Origin of the sequence: Vibrio sp. 11-4(1) (genome assembly GCF_013048625.1) — a bacterium.
In the GTDB taxonomy this organism is placed as follows: domain Bacteria; phylum Pseudomonadota; class Gammaproteobacteria; order Enterobacterales; family Vibrionaceae; genus Vibrio; species Vibrio diabolicus.
On record NZ_VHSY01000007.1, the window covers coordinates 320,148 to 340,155 of the forward strand.

Annotated in this window: 14 protein-coding genes; 6 read left to right on the top strand and 8 right to left on the bottom strand. The window is 46.1% G+C overall.

Annotation, left to right across the window (positions count from 1 at the left end; genetic code table 11):
* Positions 1-66 precede the first annotated feature (66 nt).
* From FKN16_RS16415 to FKN16_RS16425, 3 genes are all read left to right on the top strand, one after another.
* The gene (locus FKN16_RS16415) at positions 67-1,602 is read left to right on the top strand and encodes a bifunctional GNAT family N-acetyltransferase/carbon-nitrogen hydrolase family protein (protein ID WP_005391488.1); all 1,536 of its coding nucleotides are present in this window, start codon (positions 67-69) and stop codon (positions 1,600-1,602) included.
* Positions 1,603-1,806: 204 nt separating this feature from the next.
* The gene (locus FKN16_RS16420; RefSeq protein WP_005391489.1) at positions 1,807-2,394 is read left to right on the top strand and encodes a DedA family protein; all 588 of its coding nucleotides are present in this window, start codon (positions 1,807-1,809) and stop codon (positions 2,392-2,394) included.
* Between the two features lie 180 nt (positions 2,395-2,574).
* A complete protein-coding gene (locus FKN16_RS16425; RefSeq protein WP_168187822.1) occupies positions 2,575-3,942 on the top strand; it encodes a Na+/H+ antiporter NhaC family protein in 1,368 nt (455 codons plus the stop codon).
* Between the two features lie 70 nt (positions 3,943-4,012).
* On the opposite strand, the gene FKN16_RS16430 is transcribed toward FKN16_RS16425, so the two are convergent.
* The 3 genes from FKN16_RS16430 to FKN16_RS16440 form a co-directional block, all read right to left on the bottom strand.
* A complete protein-coding gene (locus tag FKN16_RS16430) occupies positions 4,013-4,852 on the bottom strand; it encodes a 3-keto-5-aminohexanoate cleavage protein (RefSeq protein ID WP_170903101.1) in 840 nt (279 codons plus the stop codon).
* On the bottom strand, positions 4,843-6,174 hold the full coding sequence (locus FKN16_RS16435) for an aspartate aminotransferase family protein (protein WP_170903102.1): 1,332 nt from the start codon (positions 6,172-6,174) through the stop codon (positions 4,843-4,845). The genes FKN16_RS16430 and FKN16_RS16435 overlap by 10 nt, the downstream gene beginning before the upstream one ends.
* Positions 6,175-6,382: 208 nt before the next feature.
* Positions 6,383-7,651 carry an O-acetylhomoserine aminocarboxypropyltransferase/cysteine synthase gene (locus tag FKN16_RS16440; RefSeq protein WP_170903103.1) on the bottom strand — a complete coding sequence of 423 codons (1,269 nt, stop codon included), beginning with the start codon at positions 7,649-7,651 and terminating at the stop codon, positions 6,383-6,385.
* 289 nt (positions 7,652-7,940) lie between these two features.
* Between FKN16_RS16440 and FKN16_RS16445 the strand changes: the two genes are divergently transcribed.
* Entirely contained in the window at positions 7,941-9,686 is a 1,746-nt protein-coding gene (locus tag FKN16_RS16445; protein WP_170903104.1) for an amidohydrolase, read from the top strand.
* Between the two features lie 63 nt (positions 9,687-9,749).
* On the opposite strand, the gene FKN16_RS16450 is transcribed toward FKN16_RS16445, so the two are convergent.
* Entirely contained in the window at positions 9,750-10,667 is a 918-nt protein-coding gene (locus tag FKN16_RS16450; protein ID WP_170903105.1) for a LysR substrate-binding domain-containing protein, read from the bottom strand.
* Positions 10,668-10,773: 106 nt separating this feature from the next.
* Between FKN16_RS16450 and FKN16_RS16455 the strand changes: the two genes are divergently transcribed.
* Both FKN16_RS16455 and FKN16_RS16460 read left to right on the top strand, forming a co-directional pair.
* Positions 10,774-12,030 (top strand): D-amino acid dehydrogenase, encoded by a 1,257-nt coding sequence (locus tag FKN16_RS16455; RefSeq protein WP_170903106.1) that lies wholly within the window; start codon positions 10,774-10,776, stop codon positions 12,028-12,030.
* Positions 12,031-12,337: 307 nt separating this feature from the next.
* On the top strand, positions 12,338-13,885 hold the full coding sequence (locus tag FKN16_RS16460; RefSeq protein WP_012842106.1) for an alanine/glycine:cation symporter family protein: 1,548 nt from the start codon (positions 12,338-12,340) through the stop codon (positions 13,883-13,885).
* Between the two features lie 99 nt (positions 13,886-13,984).
* On the opposite strand, the gene FKN16_RS16465 is transcribed toward FKN16_RS16460, so the two are convergent.
* The 4 genes from FKN16_RS16465 to guaA all read right to left on the bottom strand — a co-directional run bounded on the left by FKN16_RS16465 (position 13,985) and on the right by guaA (position 19,916).
* Entirely contained in the window at positions 13,985-14,575 is a 591-nt protein-coding gene (locus FKN16_RS16465; RefSeq protein ID WP_005391518.1) for a GPR1/FUN34/YaaH family transporter, read from the bottom strand.
* 182 nt (positions 14,576-14,757) lie between these two features.
* Complete coding sequence (locus tag FKN16_RS16470; protein WP_170903107.1) at positions 14,758-16,461, bottom strand: chitinase; 1,704 nt, start codon at positions 16,459-16,461, stop codon at positions 14,758-14,760.
* A 212-nt stretch (positions 16,462-16,673) separates the two neighbouring features.
* Entirely contained in the window at positions 16,674-18,197 is a 1,524-nt protein-coding gene (locus FKN16_RS16475; protein WP_170903108.1) for a Na+/H+ antiporter NhaC family protein, read from the bottom strand.
* Positions 18,198-18,362: 165 nt separating this feature from the next.
* Positions 18,363-19,916: a glutamine-hydrolyzing GMP synthase gene (guaA, locus tag FKN16_RS16480; protein WP_170903109.1), complete on the bottom strand. Its 1,554-nt coding sequence runs from the start codon at positions 19,914-19,916 to the stop codon at positions 18,363-18,365.
* Between the last annotated feature and the right edge of the window lie 92 nt (positions 19,917-20,008).

A 20,008-nucleotide genomic window follows, 5' to 3' on the forward strand; every position in this document is an offset into this window, starting at 1 on the left:
TCTGTCTGCTCCAAATTGTGGCATTCTCATTAACACTGTTTCAAAAGGATAAATGGATTGAAAGATATGGACAGCAATTCGCCCAAACTCTCATTACGTACCATTGAGCCAACGGATTACCCTGAGCTTGCAGAACTAATGGACTTAGTGTTTCCTGATGTTGGCGGCTCATGGCCACGGCTGACTATTATGGATCTCATTCATCAGTTTCCTGATGGCCAAATCTGTATTGAAGATAACGGCAAAATAGTCGGTGCAGCATTAACCATTAAAGTGGACTACAACCGCTTTTCTCTTCCTCACCTGTATACCGACATCATTACCGAAAACAACGTCATACAGAATCAAGTAACTGGAGATGCAATGTATGGTCTCGATGTATTTGTCCACCCAGACTATCGAGGGCTACGTTTAGGTCGCCGTTTATATGATGCGCGTAAAGAGCTTTGCCGTAGTAAGAACTTCAAAGCCATTTTAGCCGGTGGTCGCATTCCTAATTACCACCAATACGCAGATGAACTGAGCGTTGCAGAGTACATCGACAAAGTAAAACGCCGTGAGCTTCATGACCCTATTTTGTCTTTTCAGCTTGCTAACGACTTCGATGTAAAACGAATCATGCGCGGCTACTTGCCAGAGGATAGCGCTTCTAAAGGTTACGCGACACTGCTGGAGTGGGATAACTTTTTCTACGAAGAGGATATTCAATCCGTACACGATGTAGAAAAAACGCTGATTCGGATTGGTGTCGTACAGTGGCAAATGCGCGCGATGAATGACCTGGAGGATTTGCTCGATCAGGCTGAGTTCTTCATCTCTTCTCTTGCGAACTATAAAGCCGATTTCGCCCTATTCCCTGAGTTCTTTAACGCACCGCTGATGGGCTTGCAAAACGACAAAAATTCCGTTGAGGCAATCCGCTTTTTGGCTAGCTTTACGGAAGAGATCAAAAACCGTTTCTCGCAGATGGCGGTCACCTACAACATCAACATTATTGCAGGCAGTATGCCCGTTATCGAAGATGGCAAACTGTATAATGTGGCCTACTTGCTGCAACGAGATGGTGAAATTAACGCTCAATATAAAATCCACATCACGCCTCATGAACAAAGAGACTGGGTGATCGACGGTGGTGACAATGTTCAAGTGTTCGAAACCGATGCGGGCAAAGTCGGCATACTTATTTGTTATGACAGCGAATTCCCTGAATTGGGAAGAATGTTAGCAGAACAAGGCGCACAAATTGTATTCGTTCCTTTCTGGACGGACACAAAAAATGGCTACCAACGAGTACGAATTTGTTCCCAATCGCGAGCCATTGAAAACGAATGCTATGTTGCAATTGGTGGTAGTGTCGGTAACTTACCTCGTGTTGATAACGTGGACATCCAGTACGCACAATCTGCCGTATTCTCACCGTCGGATATCTACTTCCCGCACGATGCGACCTTGACAGAAGCAAGCGCCAACACCGAAATGATGATCTTCGCCGATGTTGATTTGACTAAGTTGAAGCAACTGAATACCGAGGGTTCAGTAACCAACTTACGTCACCGACGTCTTGATTTGTATGGCGCATTTACTAAAGCTAAAGAGTCATAAAGGTGTGCCTTATTCGTCGCCACACGGGAGCGTGGCGGCGAATAAAACAAGCAGCAGATTGATTCCGCACAATAATCAGAGGCATGTCAGTTTTTCTCAGCAGTGAGAAACAAGAATTGACCCAGTAGGACATTCGGAGTATCACTCCAACTTCGTTCCGCTTTTATTAGGGGAAAGCTTTTGGAACACATTAACGAACTTCTCATGTCAATGAAGCCTTTGCTCGAGCAATACGGCTACTTGGCGCTGATTGTCAGTATATTTCTAGAAGGGATAGGTGTACCGATGCCTGGTCAATCGCTGATGATCGCGGCATCTTTGCTCTCTTCAGAACAAGTCATGAACCTAAGTATGGTTATGATGGTATCGTGGCTAAGCTGCTTTTTTGGGAATACCTGTGGTTACCTAATCGGTTATTACTTTGAAGGCTGGTTGGATAAAAAAGGCTATATCTCTGGCCCGAAGATGCAAACACTTCAACTGACTATCCAGAAATACGGCCCTACGTGCTTGGTCGTCAGTCGCTTTATTGAAGGAATGAAGCAATTTATGCCTCTTGCGTGCGGTATCGCGAAAATGCCACGTAGAGAGTTTTTGCTCGGTAACGCCCTCGCGGCGACGGTTTGGGTATTGGTATTCAGCTTGTTAACTCACTTTGCATTTGAACATTTAAGCGTGTTGAGCAACCTGTACACCGAATACAAATATCTGGTATGGGCATTTGCTGCTGTCTTATTTACGTGGATGGTTTTAGGTATTGTTAAACGCAAAAAAGCCAAATCAATGCAATAACGACAATCTCTTCATTAGCGCATAACTAAAGCTCGTGGTATCAGTGAGATACGTAATACGAGCTTTTATCTTTTTCTTTACGTGCAAAATTTAAACGGCCATTTAGACGTCTAGACGTTGACAATGCGTAAATGTGATATTAGTCTGCTCTTCTCTCTTATTATTAACATTGTCGTTTACATGTCCGGTTCCCAACAAACAACTAAAACAGTTGCACCTTCTGCGGTCGCACTGATCCCATTGATTGTATTCCTTGCGCTGTTTATTGGCGTAGGCACTTACTTATCTTTGCAAGGCGTTGAATTTGCCTTCTACCAGCTGCCTGCTCCCATCGCGGTATTACCAGCCATCATCATTGCGTTTCTTTTAAGTAAAGAGAAACTTAACCGCTCAATCGAACACTTCATGCGTGGTGTTGGCCACCCAGACATCATCGCAATGTGTATGATCTATCTGCTTGCAGGTGCCTTTGCTGCGGTAGCAAAAGCCTCTGGCGGTGTTGATGCAACGGTGAACCTTGGTTTATCCGCAATTCCAACCAGCATGATTTTGCCGGGCATTTTTCTGATTTCTGCTTTTATCGCAACAGCGATGGGCACTTCGATGGGTACCATCGCAGCCGTTGCCCCCGTAGCGTTGGGGATTGCTGAATCAGCAGGAATGAGCTTACCGTTAACCGCAGGCGTTGTGCTGAGCGGCGCTATGTTTGGTGATAACCTTTCTATCATCTCTGACACCACCATCGCGGCGACACGCTCTCAAGGTTGTGAGATGAAAGACAAGTTTAAAGAGAACATTCGTATTGCTTTACCTGCGGCGTTGATCGCGATTGCAGTGTTCGCTTTCAACAGTACAGCGACTCAAGTGCCTGCAACTGGCGATATTGAGTGGCTAAAAGTCTTGCCGTACATCACTATTTTGATCCTAGCGGTATCTGGTGTGAATGTGTTTGTGGTTCTGTCGATTGGTATCCTTTTGGCTGGCGGCGTGAGCTTGGCATCGATTGACAATTACGGACTGACTAATCTAGCCCAAGACGTTTACAAAGGCTTTGGTAACATGCAAGAGATCTTCTTGTTGTCCATGCTAATTGGTGGTTTGAGTGAACTGATGCGTCGTCAAGGCGGTCTTGCTTTCCTAACCAATTTCGTTAGCAGCCTTATCCACGCGTTTGGCTCTAGCCACTCTAAGCATGCCAACAGCCGCGCGAGCGAGCTAGGTATCGCAGGATTGGTGTCGATGGTCAATGGCTGTACGGCGAACAATACGGTCGCAATCATTGTATCGGGCAGCGTTGCTCGCCAACTGGCGGAAGAGAATAATGTCTCTCCTCGCCGCTCAGCAAGCTTGTTAGACATTTTCTCATGCGTGGTGCAAGGCGTGTTGCCTTACGGCGCGCAAGTATTGCTGCTAGGCTCAGTATTTAACCTTTCGCCAATTGAAGTAGTTGCCAACTCTTACTACTGTTTCGCGCTGGCAATTGCAGCCGTTGTGGCGGTGTTTATCAAACACCCAGCACGCCAACCCGCAGTGCAAACCGAAAACTAACGACAAATACCGAAAAGGCTCCGATGGAGCCTTTTTACTTTCTTCTTTATTTCCCTTGCCGCGAACAGATTTACTTCAAAACTGAACGCAAACTTTGCGCACTGTGTAAAGGAATCGCAAAGTGTCTAGCCACATCGCGTAGAGCTTCCACCTGAGCCGCGTTACTGATTGCTAATTCGCCTGCCACATCGAAGTGGTTATTCTCAAACCCCACTCTCACATCGAATCCAAGTAACATCGCACTCGCTAAACAGTCTTGCTCTCGCGCGCCAAAAGCACAAATGGCACATCGAATTTCTTCCTCGACAAAACGCGCCAAATTCAAACCTCGTAAATCCCATGGTGAAGACTGCTGAGCTTGGTGATAACGCCCTAACACCACTAATGCATGCTGATGCGTTTTAGGTAACACGCCCGCATCACGCAGTTGGAAATAACGTTCAATGTCGGTTGCATCGTAGAGAATAATTTGGCTCACGATGTTGTTTTCAGCCACCCAATGGAAAAAGGCATGCCCTTCTTTCTCACTTGCGCGATCGGAGATTAACTCCCTCAATGCGAAAGAAGCCGCTTCAGGTTTCACAGCTTTGACTAACGCCCTCTGTTGTGGCGGAGAATATAAACCCACCGCTTCTGTGGTGAGCTGAACCATCATGGTTTCTCCCACCGCTTCTTTCACGGCATGGTAAATTGCCATGTTGTCGTCGATGTCTAATGAATGACGTCCGTTAGCGCCCCTAGCATGCAAATGGATCATGGCTGCCCCTGCCGTTTGACAAGCGATAGCCTCTGCAACCAGTTCGTCTGTTGTCATGGGTAAGTTGACGTGATCGTGCTTGGTTTTTCTTGCGCCGTTTGGAGCCACGATAATGGCGATAGGTTCTCGCAAATATTGGTTTGCTACTTCCATGTCTCCGCCACCTCTTTTAACGTCAGTGAGAGTTTGCCGACTAGTTCATCAATATGATGAGACTGAATAATGAATGGCGGTGCGAGCAAAATATGGTACCCATTAACGCCATCAATCGTTCCGCCCATTGGGTAGCACATTAAGCCATTTTCCATTGCTCGCTGTTTGATGCGTTTGTCTGCCAATGTGGCTTTACTCAGAGGCGACTTGCTTTCTTTATCCGCCACCAGCTCAATGCCAAAAAACAAGCCTTTACCACGAATGTCGCCAATGTACGGTAAATGGGCCAATGCAGAAGTAAGCTCATTACGCAGCAAAACACTTTGCCGATTCACCGCCGTTAATAAGTCATCTTGGAAGATGGTTTCAATTGTTGCCACGGCGGCAGCGCACGCCACAGGGTGTGCCATAAAGGTATGACCGTGTTGGAAAAAACCGCTTCCATCAGCAATAGCTTGATAGACTCGATCATTCGCAACCACCGCGCCAATAGGTTGATAACCCGCACCAAGCCCTTTAGCCATACAAACCAGATCAGGTTCTGCCTCTTCTTGCTCAAACGCAAAAAAACTGCCACTTCGCCCAACGCCACACATGACTTCATCCAAGATCAATAACACATCGTATTGGTCGCATATTTCGCGAATACGTTTGAAGTAACCTTGAGTCGCTGGCACAGCTCCAGCTGTGGCTCCCACAATGGGCTCAGCGACAAAAGCCATGACATTATCAGCCCCCAACTCAAGAATTTTTGCCTCTAGCTCATTCGCCGATCGCAATGAGTAATCCAATTCCGACTCATGACTCTGCTGATAACGATAAGCGTAGCACGGGGCGATATGATAGCTCGGGTACAAGATGGGTTTGAACGGTTCACGTCGCCATTCATTGCCACCGACCGCCAGAGCCCCCAAGGTATTGCCGTGATAACTTTGCTGACGCGCGATGAATTGCTTCTTCTCTGGCTTACCTGATTCCACAAAATACTGCCGCGCCATTTTTAGTGCCGACTCCACCGCTTCTGACCCGCCACTTACTAAATACACATGGTTGAACTGCTCAGGCATGTACTGACAAATCAATTCCGCTAGTCGCTCACTGCTGTCACTAGTAAAAAATCCAGTATGAGCAAACGGCACTCGCTCGATCTGTTCCAACATGGCTTTTTTAACGGCGTGATGACTGTGGCCAAGGTTTGATACCGCAGCGCCACCACAAGCATCGAGATACTGTTTCCCTTGTTTATCGAATAGATAAACACCTTCACCCTTATCGATGATTGGCAGCGTGGCATGGCAATGACGATGAAATACGTAAGACATTTGAGTCCCTTCCAATGTGTAATATTTGCACACATCATCAGGAACAACCCCAAACGTGACAAGGGAATAAATTTCACCCTCTATGAGCTTTTGGAATACCACAAACCAAAAGCACCAAAGCATTTGATATTTAAATAATAAAATAAAAACAGGCCAGCCTTTTTAAAGGCTGGCCTATGGGTAACCAAAAGCTAAAAACAGAATCGTTTTACGCGTTTAGTGCCTGTTCTAAATCGGCTAGAATATCGTCAACATGCTCAATACCTACAGATAAACGAATCATCTCTGGTGACACACCAGCTTGTTTTTGTTCTGCTTCGCTCAACTGACGATGAGTCGTCGATGCTGGATGGCAAGCCAATGATTTTGCATCGCCAATGTTCACCAAACGCTTAAAGATTTTCAGAGCGTCATAAAAGCGCACTCCTGCTTCATAACCGTCTTTTAAACCAAACGACAAAATCGCAGAAGGCTTACCTTTCATGTATTTTTCGGCGAGATGGAAGTGTTCAGAACTTGGCAATCCGGCATAACTCACCCAACTGACTTTGTCATTCTGTTCCAAGAACTCAGCCACTTTGAGAGTGTTCTCGGTATGGCGCTCCATACGCAGCGGTAACGTTTCTAGCCCTTGCATAAGCATAAATGCATTCATCGGTGATAATGCCGATCCGGTATTACGCAATGGTACGGTACGCGCGCGCCCGATAAATGCCGCCTCACCAAACGCTTCGGTATACACCACGCCGTGGTAAGAAGGTTCTGGTTGGTTGAAAACGGGAAAGCGGTCTTTGTGCTGCGCCCAAGGGAATTTACCGGAATCCACAATCACGCCACCCAATGTGGTGCCATGCCCACCAACGTATTTAGTGAGAGAGTGAACGACGATATCCGCACCGAACTCGATGGGTTTGCACAGCACTGGCGTCGCGACGGTGTTATCCACAATCACAGGTACGCCTTGTGCGTGAGCAAGCTCCGCTACGCGTTCTAAATCAATGATATTACCGGCTGGGTTACCAATGCTCTCGCAGTACACCGCTTTGGTATTTTCATCAATTAACTCGGCCAAGCTTTCTGGCTTGTCATCTTTAGCAAACTTCACCTGAATCCCCTGATTTGGCAGCATGTGCGCAAACAAGGTGTAAGTACCGCCATAAAGTTGCGGCGTAGAAACGATGTTATCGCCCGCTTGCGCTAAGGTCAGAATCGCATAGTTAATCGCTGCACTCCCCGCACTCACGACCAACCCGGCAATGCCGCCTTCTAACGCCGCCATGCGTTTTTCCAGAACATCGTTAGTCGGATTCATGATGCGAGTGTAGATATTCCCCGGCACTTCCAAGTTAAACAGATCAGCGCCGTGCTGCGCGTTATCAAACTCGTACGCGACCGTTTGATAAATCGGTGTCGCGACAGATTTAGTGGTAGGGTCAGTTTCGTAACCAAAATGGATGGATAGCGTTTCGTCTTTCATGTTCTTCCTTGAGCGTCATCGAGATAAATCGTGGACTTATCATGCCGACTTTTTAACCACAGAACCTCGTTATGGGTCACATTGCCCAAGTCCAGAAACGTTTATGAAATGGGAAAAGGTAACATTTTTGATATTCATCGATAGGTATAACTTGCGCTTGATTGAAAGTCTTTAATCTTGTTGATAATCCTCCTTCAATATGAACTAAAGTGAATTTGACCTATTGAGTTCTCAAACTCATTGAGATGGGAGCAATAGGCAAAAAACTTACTCTGTATGGAGATGACCGATGAACAAAAACTGGATCCCCATTGCCCTATCTGGGCTTGCTTTAACGGGGTGTTTTTCTGAAGAAGCGAAAGAAGTAGAAGCCGTCGCCGAGCCACTCAAAGTAACCGCCGCAGACAAAATTTATTATGGTGGCGACATCCTAACCATGGCAGGCGATAAACCAGAGTACGCCGAAGCCGTCGCGACATTAGGCGAGAAAATCATTTATGTCGGCAGCAAAGATGGAGCGATGGAACACAAGTTCGGTAAAACACAGTTGGTCGACTTAAAAGGCAAAACTATGTTGCCTGGCTTTGTTGATCCGCACAGTCATGTGTATGGTGTTGGTCTGCAAGCCATGGTCGCAAACGTGCTGCCATCTCCTGATGGCGAAGCCGATACCGTTGCGAAAATCATAGAAACTCTGAAAAATGCCGAGAACAATAATACGCAACGCCTATTCATTGAGAAAACCGGATGGATTTTAGGTTTTGGTTACGACGACGCCCAACTGGATTACTACCCTACCAAAGCGGATCTCGATAAAGTCAGCACAGATAAGCCTGTATTAATCATCCATACTTCGGGGCATTTGAGTGTCGCAAACAGTAAAGCGTTAGAGCTAGCAGGCATCACATCAGAATCGGAAGATCCAAAAGGTGGCATTATCCGCCGAATGGAAAACAGCCAAGAACCAAATGGGGTCCTAGAAGAAAACGCGCACTTTGCAATGCTGTTCAACCTCAATAAGTTGATTGATTCAGAACTTCAAGATCGCATGTTAGAAGCCTCGCAAGGTATGTACGCGAAATATGGCTATACCACGGCTCAAGAAGGACGAGCAACATCAGAAGGTTATGAAGCGATGAAACGCGCGTCGAAAAACGACAAGTTGATGATCGACTTGGTTGCGTACGCCGATATGGTATCGAGCAGCGATTTTATGGACTCGGAATACAACATGCCAGAGTACACCAACCATTTCCGCATCGGTGGCGTAAAGCTAAACTTTGATGGCTCTCCACAAGGTAAAACGGCATGGCTAAGTCAGCCTTACTTCCACCCACCACATGGACAAGATAAAGACTACGCCGGCTACCCAACTTTCGAAAATCAACAAGCTTACGATTACGTAGAAACGGCCTTTAAAAATGAATGGCAAGTGCTGACGCATGCCAATGGTGACGCTGCGATCGAACAATTTATTAATGCAGTGACCAAAGCAAATGAAAAGCTGGGAAAACAAGACCGCCGACCTATACTCATTCACGGCCAAACCATGCGCCAAGACCAAGTGGATCGCTTAGCTGCGCAAGGCATCTTTCCTTCTCTATTCCCAATGCATACTTTTTATTGGGGTGACTGGCATGTGGACTCGGTACTCGGCCATCCTCGTGCCGATTTCATTTCACCAACTCAAGCGGTGAGAAAGGCAGGGTTAAAATTCAGTACACACCATGACGCACCTGTGGCGCTGCCCAGTTCATTCCGAGTATTGGATGCGACCGTCAATCGCACCACCAGAACCGATAAAGTACAGGGGCCAGATCAGCGCGTTGACACGTACACCGCGCTGCAAGCTATGACCATTTGGCCGGCTTACCAACACTTTGAGGAGTCGTATAAAGGTTCTATCGAGGTGGGTAAGAATGCGGATTTAATCATCCTCGATAACAACCCGATGAAGATTGAACCTAAGGCGCTAAAAGACCTAAACGTGGAAGAAACCATCAGCCGAGGCGAATCGGTTTATCAACGACAGTAATCCAAAATAAAACACCGCCGTTATCGAGGCGGTGTTTTCTATCTGACTCACCAAGCGCTATATCTATTTACTCTCCACTTGCTGTAATAACCAAGTACGAAACTTGTTTGTGGACTGGCTTCGTGTGTTCATGATCAAGTAGTACCCTGCATTGGCTGGAACCGGCTGAAAGGGAGAAACTAAACGCTCTGTCGTCAATTCATCCTCAATCAGTGCCATTCGTGCCATCGCAATCCCAACTCCTGCTTCCGCCGCAGACATCGCCATATCCGTTCTATTGAAAAAGTGTCCAACATCGGTTTTAAAGTCTAATCCCATTGCTGACGCCCAATATAACCACTCATAGTCACGCGTCGCTTTTTCCCATGGCATCGCATCGTGTAGTAGCGTCGCCTCCTGCCATTTCTTCACTGACATTAAGGATTCTTGTTCATCAAAAGGCGCTTTTAGCCAGCCATGATCCTCAAGGTATTTCGGACTCATTACGGGCAGCAGTTGCTCATCCAAAATCAACTCCGCGTTAGCATCTCGGTAAGGATGAAGACCATAGTCTATCGCGACGTCATAATCTTTTATCTCACTATTCACTAACGCCCCTTCCGCGAAGATTTGCACTTGGATATCCGGGTTCTCGTGATGAAAACTTTCCAGCTTTGGGACTAACCATTTAAAAGCAAAAGAAGGCGTTAATTTTAAGCGAATCTCATTGGTGTGCTTTTCTACTTTGAGCTCATCAAGCAGTTTGCTCAGCTCGGAAAAGTGAAACTGCGTCGCTTGGTGTAACTGAGTGCCTTTAGCGGTTAAACGAATACCGCGGGAATGGCGTTCAAATAAAGTAAAACCTAATAACGCTTCCAAATGAATAACTTGTTGGCTCACGGCTCCCGTAGTGAGGTGCAAAAACCTAGCCGCGCCAGTAAAGCTGCTGTGTTCCGCGACTTGGCTAAACAGACACAAGCCACTTATTAAATTACTTCTCATCCTTGAGCCTATAGTTTTTCTAAACGCTGTATGTAATTTATATCGATTGTTAACAAAAGGTAAAGAAAAGAAACTAACCACTCAGATAAATGTGTGGAGTACATCAATGGAAGTCATCGTATTAGGCAGCGGCGTCATCGGCTTAACCTCTGCTTGGTATTTATCTCAAGCAGGCTATCAAGTTACCGTTATTGACCGTCAACCAAGCAGTGCAATGGAAACAAGTTTCGCCAATGCTGGGCAGATCTCGTATGGCTATTCTTCGCCTTGGGCTGCGCCAGGTGTTCCTGTTAAAGCCATAAAGTGGTTAATGGAAGAGCATGCTCCACTCAAAATCAAACCGACCCTCAATGCCGATATGATCAGTTGGGCAAGTAAGATGGTGGCCAACTGCACCCTGTCTCGCTACCAAGTCAACAAAGCTCGCATGCTTTCTATCGCTAACCACAGTCGTATGTGTCTGGAACAATTACGTCAAGAACATGCCATTGAATATCAAGGTCGCCAGTTCGGCACCTTGCAAGTATTTCGAACGCCTCAACAGCTGCAAGCCATTGAAAAGGATATGCAGCTTCTAGAGCAAAGCGGGACTCGGTTTGAGTTGATGGACGTAGAACGCTGCATTGAACAAGAACCTGGACTGGATCTTGTGAAAGATAAACTGGTTGGTGGCTTGCACCTGCCAGATGACGAAACAGGCGATTGCTATCAGTTTTGCCAACAACTAACTGAGCTCGCTAAGGCCCATGGCGTCAGGTTCGAGTTCGACACCGAAGTAAGCAATTGGGTTACAGTAGGCAAAAAGATCATAGGTGTCCAAACGAACCGAGGACAGTTTAAAGCGGACCAATATGTAGTTGCCTCTGGCAGCTATTCTACAGCGCTACTCAAGCAACTCGACATTGAGATTCCTGTCTATCCAGTAAAAGGCTATTCGCTCACCATCCCAATGGAAGATGAGCACTTCTCTCCTCGCTCTACTGTGATGGATGAAACCTATAAAGTCGCCATGACTCGGTTTGATGACAGAATTCGCGTAGCGGGCACCGCAGAATTAGCAGGGTTTGATGCCTCCCTTCCGCAAAAACGAAAAAATACCATCGAAATGGTCATCCGTGATCTTTTCCCTCGCTGCGGCGACTTTAGCCAAGCCGAGTTTTGGAGTGGCTTTAGACCAATGACGCCTGATGGCACTCCGATTATCGGCGCAACTAAATACGATAACCTTTTTACTAACACCGGACACGGCACTCTGGGTTGGACTATGGCTTGTGGTTCTGGTCAATTACTAGCGAGCATTATGGCTGGTGAAAAAGCGAAAGTGATGGATGACACAGAGCTTAACCTTTGCCGTTATGCATAAGGACATATCTGCATAAAAAACAAACAGGCCTTTACTCCACAAAATGCATAATATTTGGCATTTTTAACTCATCAAATATGCAGCACATTTTAATGACAATGTGCTGCATATTTAATCATCAGACAAATCTTCTACCTCAAAGGAGTAAATAAGCAACAAGAACTAAATTTTAACAATCACTCTCCATTCTGTGTTCACCATCACGCTACAAAGGATTTATAGCCAAAAAAGTTAACATTTGCATTACATAAAGGGTAATGTATTGTGTGAAAAACAACCACAAACACAACTAACAGGGAAAATACTCATGCAGTCATTAGTTGATTTTCTGAATGGAATTATTTGGAGCCCGGTACTGATCTATCTGTGCCTTGGCGCAGGTTTGTTCTATTCAATCATGACGCGTTTTGTACAAATTCGTCACTTCTTTGAGATGTGGCGTTTATTACTTTCAGGGAAGAGTTCAACAAAAGGGATATCGTCATTTCAGGCACTTGCCGTTTCACTATCTGGCCGTGTAGGTACAGGTAACATTGCTGGTGTTGCTGCCGCTATCGGTTTCGGTGGCCCAGGCGCCGTATTCTGGATGTGGGTCGTTGCCTTTTTTGGCGCGGCAACCGCATACGCAGAGTCGACACTTGCGCAAATCTATAAAGAAGAAGACGAAGGTGAATTCCGTGGTGGTCCTGCTTACTACATTGAAAAAGCAATGGGACAAAAATGGTACGCTTGGATCTTCGCTATCGCGACCATCTTTGCATGTGGTGTTCTACTTCCTGGCGTTCAATCGAACAGCATCGGTAACGCAGTAGAAGCAGCATTTGGCTCAGGTGACATGATTGAAACCGCTATTGGTACCTTCAGTTTTGCTAAAATTTTCACTGGTACGGTTGTCTGTGTCATTCTGGCCTTCATCATCTTCGGTGGCGTAAAACGTATTGCGAACTTTACCCAAATCGTTGTGCCATTTATGGCGCTGGCTTACATCATCACTGCATTTGTCATCATCCTTCTAAACATTGGTGAGGTTCCACGCATTTTCGGCATGATCATTGGTGACGCGTTCACACCAATGGCAGGTGTTGGTGCGGCAATCGGTTGGGGTGTAAAACGTGGCGTTTACTCCAATGAAGCAGGTCAAGGTACTGGTCCTCACGCAGCAGCTGCAGCGAGTGTTGATCACCCAGCTCAGCAAGGTCTTGTTCAATCTTTCTCTATTTACATCGATACACTACTTGTGTGTTCAGCAACCGCGTTTATGATTCTTATCACTGGCGCGTACAACGTAAATGGTGCAGTTGAAGGTACGTTCCTAATTCAAAACCTACCGGCTGATATTGGTGCGAATGGTCCTGTATTTACGCAAATGGCGATCGAAAGTGCACTACCTGGCGTGGGTAAACCATTCATCGCAATCGCACTTTTCTTCTTTGCGTTTACGACCATTCTAGCTTACTACTACATTGCAGAAACGAACATTGCTTACATTCGTCGTACATTCAAAGTAAATGGGCTGATGTTTATTCTGAAAGTCATCATTATTTCATCAGTGTTCTACGGAACCGTGAAAACCGCCAACTTAGCCTGGGCGATGGGTGATGTAGGTGTAGGTCTAATGGCATGGCTTAACATCGTCGGTATTTTGATCATCTTCTTTATGTCGAAACCTGCTCTCAAAGCATTGAACGATTACGAAGAACAACAAAAACGTGGTGTGACCGACTTTACATTCAACCCTGTAGCGCTAGGCATTAAAGGCGCAGATTACTGGGAAGATAAGTACAAGCGTAAAACGGGTAAGGCGCCAACGGCAGACAACAGTACGACAGAAACTGTTGAACAACCATCAACATAGCCTTAACGCATAAACAAGAAAAAGCAGTGGTCCGTTTAAGGGCATAAAAAAGGGGATTAACCATTGGTTAATCCCCTTTTCTGCATTATGTGTAAAGGATTAAGCAGCGACAGCTTCTACTTTACGAGCGATTTTTGCTTTACCTACAGGTAGAACTTCACGACCAAACTCGTTGTTTAGTACTTGCGCCATTGCGAAGTAAATTGCACTTGCGCCACAGAAGATACCTTCGAAGCCAGCGATAGCACCGATCACTTCGCTACCAGTGAAATCACGAGCAGCAAGCAAGAAGAACAGGATAGTTAGAGAACCAAATACCACTTGCTTCGCTGTTGGGTAGCATAGAGAACCAATGAACATGAAACCAGTGAAGATGCCCCAAAGCGCTAGGTACCAACCCATAAAGCTTGCTGGGCTTGCAGGAAGACCCATGTGAGGCATTACGATCAAGCCTACTAGTGTTAGCCAAAATAGACCGTAAGAAGTAAACGCAGTTGTGCCGAACGTGTCACCGCGTTTAAAGCACATGATGCCAACGATTACTTGGCTAAGGCCACCGTAAAAGATGCCCATCGCTAGAATCATAGAGTCAATTGGGAAAAATCCTGCATTATGAATATTGAGCAGAATAGTGGTCATACCGAAACCCATTAGACCTAGCGGTGCTGGGTTAGCCAGTTTTGTCGACATGTACAAATACCTTTTTTCAAAAATGTTGATAAAAAATGCGCGCGAATTTTAATGGGCCCCAGAACAAAAGAGAAAAACTGTTATTGAAAACTTAGATTCCATAAATAAGCAACCGCTCAAATAAAAAAAGACCCCGCTAAAAAGCAGAGTCTTTATAGATGGTTAGACTACTTTTCAATCAACTACAGGCAAGAGATCTCGTCCCAGAACCAGTTACTTTGCGTTGGGCTTTCCCACACTCCAGGGCCGTTTTTTGCAACAAAACATTTGTTTTGGTACGTCACTTTATCGCCGTTAGCGACTTGCGTTACGCCCGGCTCCCACTGAATAAAATTACCTGTCACTGGTGGTTCTGGCTCGGTTACTGGTGGCTCAGGTTCTGTGACGGGCGGCTCTGGCTCAGTCACCGGCGGTTCAGGTTCCGTTGTTGGCGGCTCTGTCGGAGTGCCTGAGACCAGCTTCCACGGGTCGCCTTGCGTGGGTTCATTACCTTGTGACCACCATTTCGCTTCATAAACCGCACCTTGGTAAGAGACTTGATCACCAGTGTTGTACACCTTGCCTGCATCCCAAGCCGCCACGCCACCTACAGGTGGATCGACCGGATCAACAGGGTCTAGTTTTTCAACCACACGAACTTCTGGCCACCCCGCATGAGATTGGTAGAAGTTAGTTACGCACTTCTCGTAATCACCCGCAACTAGCGCAGAGTAAGCCGTTTGGAAACCAACCAACTCACATTCAAACGAATGGCCTCCAGGGCGATCTGAGTAGTATTTCCAGTTACCATCCCAGTTGGTGTAAAGCACGTCTGTCGCACCATTTAGGTTCAGACTGCCGTAAGGCGTCTGCTGCCAACAAGTGTTTGTTTCATCAGCTTCAATTGGAATTTGATAATGGGCGGCAAGACCTTCCCAATAACGAATACGGTTAACAGGTTGACCTTTATCCTTGTTTTGCTCACCACACTCAATACCACCATTGATCACGTTGATGGTGGTACCAAAGCCGTAACCAATACCAGCATCAAGCTCACGCTGTGAAGGCACCCAAGTACGGTCAATCACATGTAGCATTGCAGGTTTCGGTGCTTGTGGAGTTAGGAAGAACCAGATAGCCGATGCTAAGTTCAACCATGAATCCGCAACCAAGCCTGGATTTTTTAGCAATACAGATGCATCACCATCAAACATCACTTCAGAGAACGCGCCATAGTTAAAATGGTAAGAAAGCTGTTTAGCACCACGTCCAAAGTAACCTTGTCCTGGTTCACATGGCCAACGCTTGTTTTGCCAGTCATTCTGACCACAACCTGTCGTGTAACCTTCTTGACCTTCTGACCAGCCCATTTCACGCACATGAACCAAAGCTTGCTGCCACTCTTCCAATCCAAGAGGGTTATCCGATACGTTATCAATCGAAATATGACCACCAGTTTCCTGCGCAAAGTGAGCAAAGGCTGTCACGATCGATTTTTTACAAATCGCATCCGAATCGCGCCCATCCGTGTACTCACCACAGAATGCAGGGAACTTACCAATTGCACGTAGGAAACGCGTGTAAGTGTATTCAGGTGCCGCCATTTGAGTCAGGAAGTCCCACTCACTTTCAGGGAACACACGCTCTACACGCTTCACGTTTTCTGGATTGGTTGCCGCTCCAGGAACAATCGCCTCCACCACTGAGTTCGGGCGCGTCTCTAATGCTTGTGACCAAATGGCATACATAGGGTCAGAGGTTTTGCTTTGCTCTACGGCTTGAACGTCACCACGAGCAATGACATAACCGTTTGGATTCTGCGGGTCGGGCTGGATATTCATACTCGCATTCGCTTGTGCAGCTAGGACACAACTCAATGCAAGAGGAAGATGTTTGAGTGCAAACATGTCTAGTCTCCGGGTTTCAACAATACAATATACAAGGAATAACTAGACATATAGTGGATCATATATACAAAACGCCGAGCTAAGTGCGTTGATTCTGCGAGACAAAATGAATAAATAAGTCCTCGCACACATTTTGTCACAAGAAAAATGTTACCTTGACTCAAAAGAAAAGCGGAGGCCCAATGAGCCTCCGCTTTGTGATGTTTCTCTCTTTATTGTTCTGCCGAAACCACCTCTAGCTTCGCGGTTGACTTTTGTTTAGACAGCACAAAATAAACCACACACTGAGAAATAATTGCGGCAAGCACAATCACTGGTGAGGCGTTGATTCCAGCTAAAAGAAAACACCCTAATGCGATCATTCCATTGAGTAATGCGTAAGGCAATTGTGTACGGAAGTGCTCATACTGTTCACACCCCGCCCCTGTTGACGACAAAATCGTAGTTTCAGAGATTGGCGAGCAGTGATCGCCAAACAGGCCACCAGATAACACTGCACCAATACAAACCAACAGTGGTGCATCAATCGCAACGGCAGTTGGGATCACTAATGGCATCATGATGGCGAACGTCCCCCAAGATGATCCCGTAGCGAATGAGATAACACCAGCAAGCAAAAAGGCAACTGCTGGCAATAACCAGTACGGGAAACCGGCTTGAGCTTGTTCAGCAATGTATGCAGCTGCACCTAATTCTTTCCCAACCGAGCTAAGTGCCCAAGCCAATACCAAAATCACGGCTACAGACATCATGTTCGACATCCCTTTTAGGTAAACCTGAATGCCATCAGAGAGTTTTCTTACGCCATAAAACGCCATCAGCGCAATCAAAGTAAAAGCTGCGAAGAAATATGCCGAAGAAAGTGCAGCCCTGAACGTTGAGCCTGCTACTTTTTGAAATGGAAAACCGTGTGGCACCAGAATGGTACATAGAACCACCAGCATAACGAGCAAAGGTGCCCATACAAAACTAGATTTTGCATTTTTATGCGTAAACACATTCATGGACTCCTGCACTTTCCCAAAGTCGGAGCCCTGCTCTGCTAGTTGTTCAGCGTTCGCCATCGGTCCGAAATCTAATTTGAAGAAAGAGACAATCGGCACAATCGCGATCGCAAGAAAGGCGTAAAACTGATACGGGATCGCACCAATGAAAGCATCCCAATCACTCATACTGACATTCAGGGCAGTAAACTCTTTTTGAATCAACCCCATGATGTAAACACCCCATCCGATAAAAGGGATCAAGATTGCCACCGGAGAGGAAGTCGAATCGATAATAAAAGCTAATTTTTGGCGTGATACTTTTAACTTATCAAATAAAGGGCGAAAAACAGGGCCAACAATCAGTGGTGTACCAAGGTCTGAGAAGAAAATAACAACACCACCGAACCATGCGGACAGTTGAGCTTGGCACTTACTCGCCACCCATTGAGTGACCTTTTTAGCAAACGCCACACCACCGCCAGATTTCTCCATCAAGGCAACAAAGCCACCAATAAAGACCAAGAGCAAAATGACACCCGCATTGTAGCTGTCAGTTAATTGCGGCAGTAGATAGCTTTTCATCAATGCACTAAACGAGTCTAGTGGCCCTTTTTCGACAAATGTCCCTTCGAGCATAGCGACACCATTCACCACACCGGCGAATAAACCAACAACGACATTTCTTGTGGTCAGCGCGAGGAAAAGAGTAATAAGAATGGGAATGAGAGAGGTAACGTCAGCCTGTTCCATAGCAATACCATTTATGATAATTAAACAATTAAAATGAATATATATTTAATTTAACCGCATGTATATATCTCTCACAAAAAAGTTGAGCCACCTCTTCACAAACTTGAAGTACAAAAAAACCAGCCCGAAGGCTGGTTTTTATAAACTCAACTGTCTAGAGGAAAATTATTCCCACTCGATAGTCGCTGGTGGCTTACCTGAAATGTCGTAAACAACACGAGAAATGCCATCAACTTCGTTGATAATACGGTTAGATACCTTACCTAGGAAGTCGTATGGTAGATGCGCCCAGTGTGCCGTCATAAAGTCGATGGTTTCTACTGCACGCAGTGATACAACCCAGTCGTATTTACGGCCATCGCCCATTACACCTACAGAGCGAACTGGTAGGAATACCGTGAACGCTTGAGATACTTTGTTGTATAGATCAGCAGCGTGAAGCTCTTCAATAAAGATAGCATCAGCACGGCGTAGCAAGTCACAGTACTCTTTCTTGATTTCACCAAGAACACGAACACCTAGACCAGGACCCGGGAATGGGTGGCGGTAAAGCATGTTGTAAGGCAGGCCTAATTCTAGACCAATCTTACGAACTTCATCTTTGAACAGCTCACGTAGTGGCTCAACAAGACCCATTTCCATGTCATCTGGAAGACCGCCCACGTTGTGGTGCGATTTGATCACGTGCGCTTTACCAGTCTTAGATGCAGCTGACTCGATTACATCAGGGTAAATCGTACCTTGAGCTAGCCATTTCGCGTTTTTCAGCTTCTTAGACTCTTCATCGAATACATCTACGAATACGTGACCGATAGTCTTACGCTTCTCTTCTGGGTCAGACTTGCCTTTCAGTGCTTCAAGGAAACGATCTTCTGCATCAACTTTGATGATGTTTAGGCCGAACTTATCGCCAAACATATCCATCACTTGTTGGCCTTCGTTTAAACGAAGTAGACCGTTATCGACAAATACACACGTTAGCTTGTCGCCAATTGCGCGGTGCACCAGCATCGCAACAACAGATGAATCCACACCACCAGATAAGCCTAGGATAACTTCGTCGTCACCCACTTGCTCTTTAATGCGAGCAACCGCGTCTTCGATGATAGATTCCGATGTCCATAGACGCTCACAGCCACATACGCCAAGAACAAAGTTCTCAAGCATTTGTAGGCCACCTTTTGTGTGTGTCACTTCTGGGTGGAACTGAACGCCGTAGTATTTCTTCTCTTCGTTCGCCATCGCAGCATAAGGACAAGTGTCTGTCTCACCAACTTTTACGAAATCGGCTGGAATTTCTACTACTTTGTCGCCGTGGCTCATCCAAACGTCTTGAGTTGCTTCAAGATCTTTAAATAAAGCACATTCACCAGAAACTTTAACCTGAGCGTAGCCAAACTCACGTTCGTTAGAGCCCGCTACTTTGCCTCCTAGCTGTTCCGCCATGGTTTGCATGCCGTAACATACGCCAAGCAAAGGAACACCAGAATCAAACACATATTTAGGCGCGCGTGGAGAGTTCTCTTCCGTTACGCTTTCTGGACCGCCAGATAGGATAATGCCATCTGGGTTGAATTCGCGAATATCCGCTTCTTCTACATCCCAGCTCCATAGTTCACAGTAAACGCCGATTTCACGTACGCGGCGTGCTACTAATTGAGTGTACTGAGAACCGAAGTCCAAGATCAGAATACGTTGGTCATGGATATTTTTAGTCATTTTGAGCAGTCTTTTTAAGGCTAAGTGATTAAAACCGAGGCGAGTGTACTCGCCTCTTCTTAATGCTTCAAGGAAAAAGCAAACGTTTCCGT

Excerpts from the sequence above, each read along its gene's own strand:
- FKN16_RS16415 (WP_005391488.1), top strand. The coding sequence starts at position 67 with ATGGACAGCAATTCGCCCAAACTCTCATTACGTACCATTGAGCCAACG.
- FKN16_RS16420 (WP_005391489.1), top strand. The coding sequence starts at position 1,807 with ATGTCAATGAAGCCTTTGCTCGAGCAATACGGCTACTTGGCGCTGATT.
- FKN16_RS16425 (WP_168187822.1), top strand. The coding sequence starts at position 2,575 with ATGTCCGGTTCCCAACAAACAACTAAAACAGTTGCACCTTCTGCGGTC.
- FKN16_RS16430 (WP_170903101.1), bottom strand. The coding sequence starts at position 4,852 with ATGGAAGTAGCAAACCAATATTTGCGAGAACCTATCGCCATTATCGTG.
- FKN16_RS16435 (WP_170903102.1), bottom strand. The coding sequence starts at position 6,174 with ATGTCTTACGTATTTCATCGTCATTGCCATGCCACGCTGCCAATCATC.
- FKN16_RS16440 (WP_170903103.1), bottom strand. The coding sequence starts at position 7,651 with ATGAAAGACGAAACGCTATCCATCCATTTTGGTTACGAAACTGACCCT.
- FKN16_RS16445 (WP_170903104.1), top strand. The coding sequence starts at position 7,941 with ATGAACAAAAACTGGATCCCCATTGCCCTATCTGGGCTTGCTTTAACG.
- FKN16_RS16450 (WP_170903105.1), bottom strand. The coding sequence starts at position 10,667 with ATGAGAAGTAATTTAATAAGTGGCTTGTGTCTGTTTAGCCAAGTCGCG.
- FKN16_RS16455 (WP_170903106.1), top strand. The coding sequence starts at position 10,774 with ATGGAAGTCATCGTATTAGGCAGCGGCGTCATCGGCTTAACCTCTGCT.
- FKN16_RS16460 (WP_012842106.1), top strand. The coding sequence starts at position 12,338 with ATGCAGTCATTAGTTGATTTTCTGAATGGAATTATTTGGAGCCCGGTA.
- FKN16_RS16465 (WP_005391518.1), bottom strand. The coding sequence starts at position 14,575 with ATGTCGACAAAACTGGCTAACCCAGCACCGCTAGGTCTAATGGGTTTC.
- FKN16_RS16470 (WP_170903107.1), bottom strand. The coding sequence starts at position 16,461 with ATGTTTGCACTCAAACATCTTCCTCTTGCATTGAGTTGTGTCCTAGCT.
- FKN16_RS16475 (WP_170903108.1), bottom strand. The coding sequence starts at position 18,197 with ATGGAACAGGCTGACGTTACCTCTCTCATTCCCATTCTTATTACTCTT.
- guaA (WP_170903109.1), bottom strand. The coding sequence starts at position 19,916 with ATGACTAAAAATATCCATGACCAACGTATTCTGATCTTGGACTTCGGT.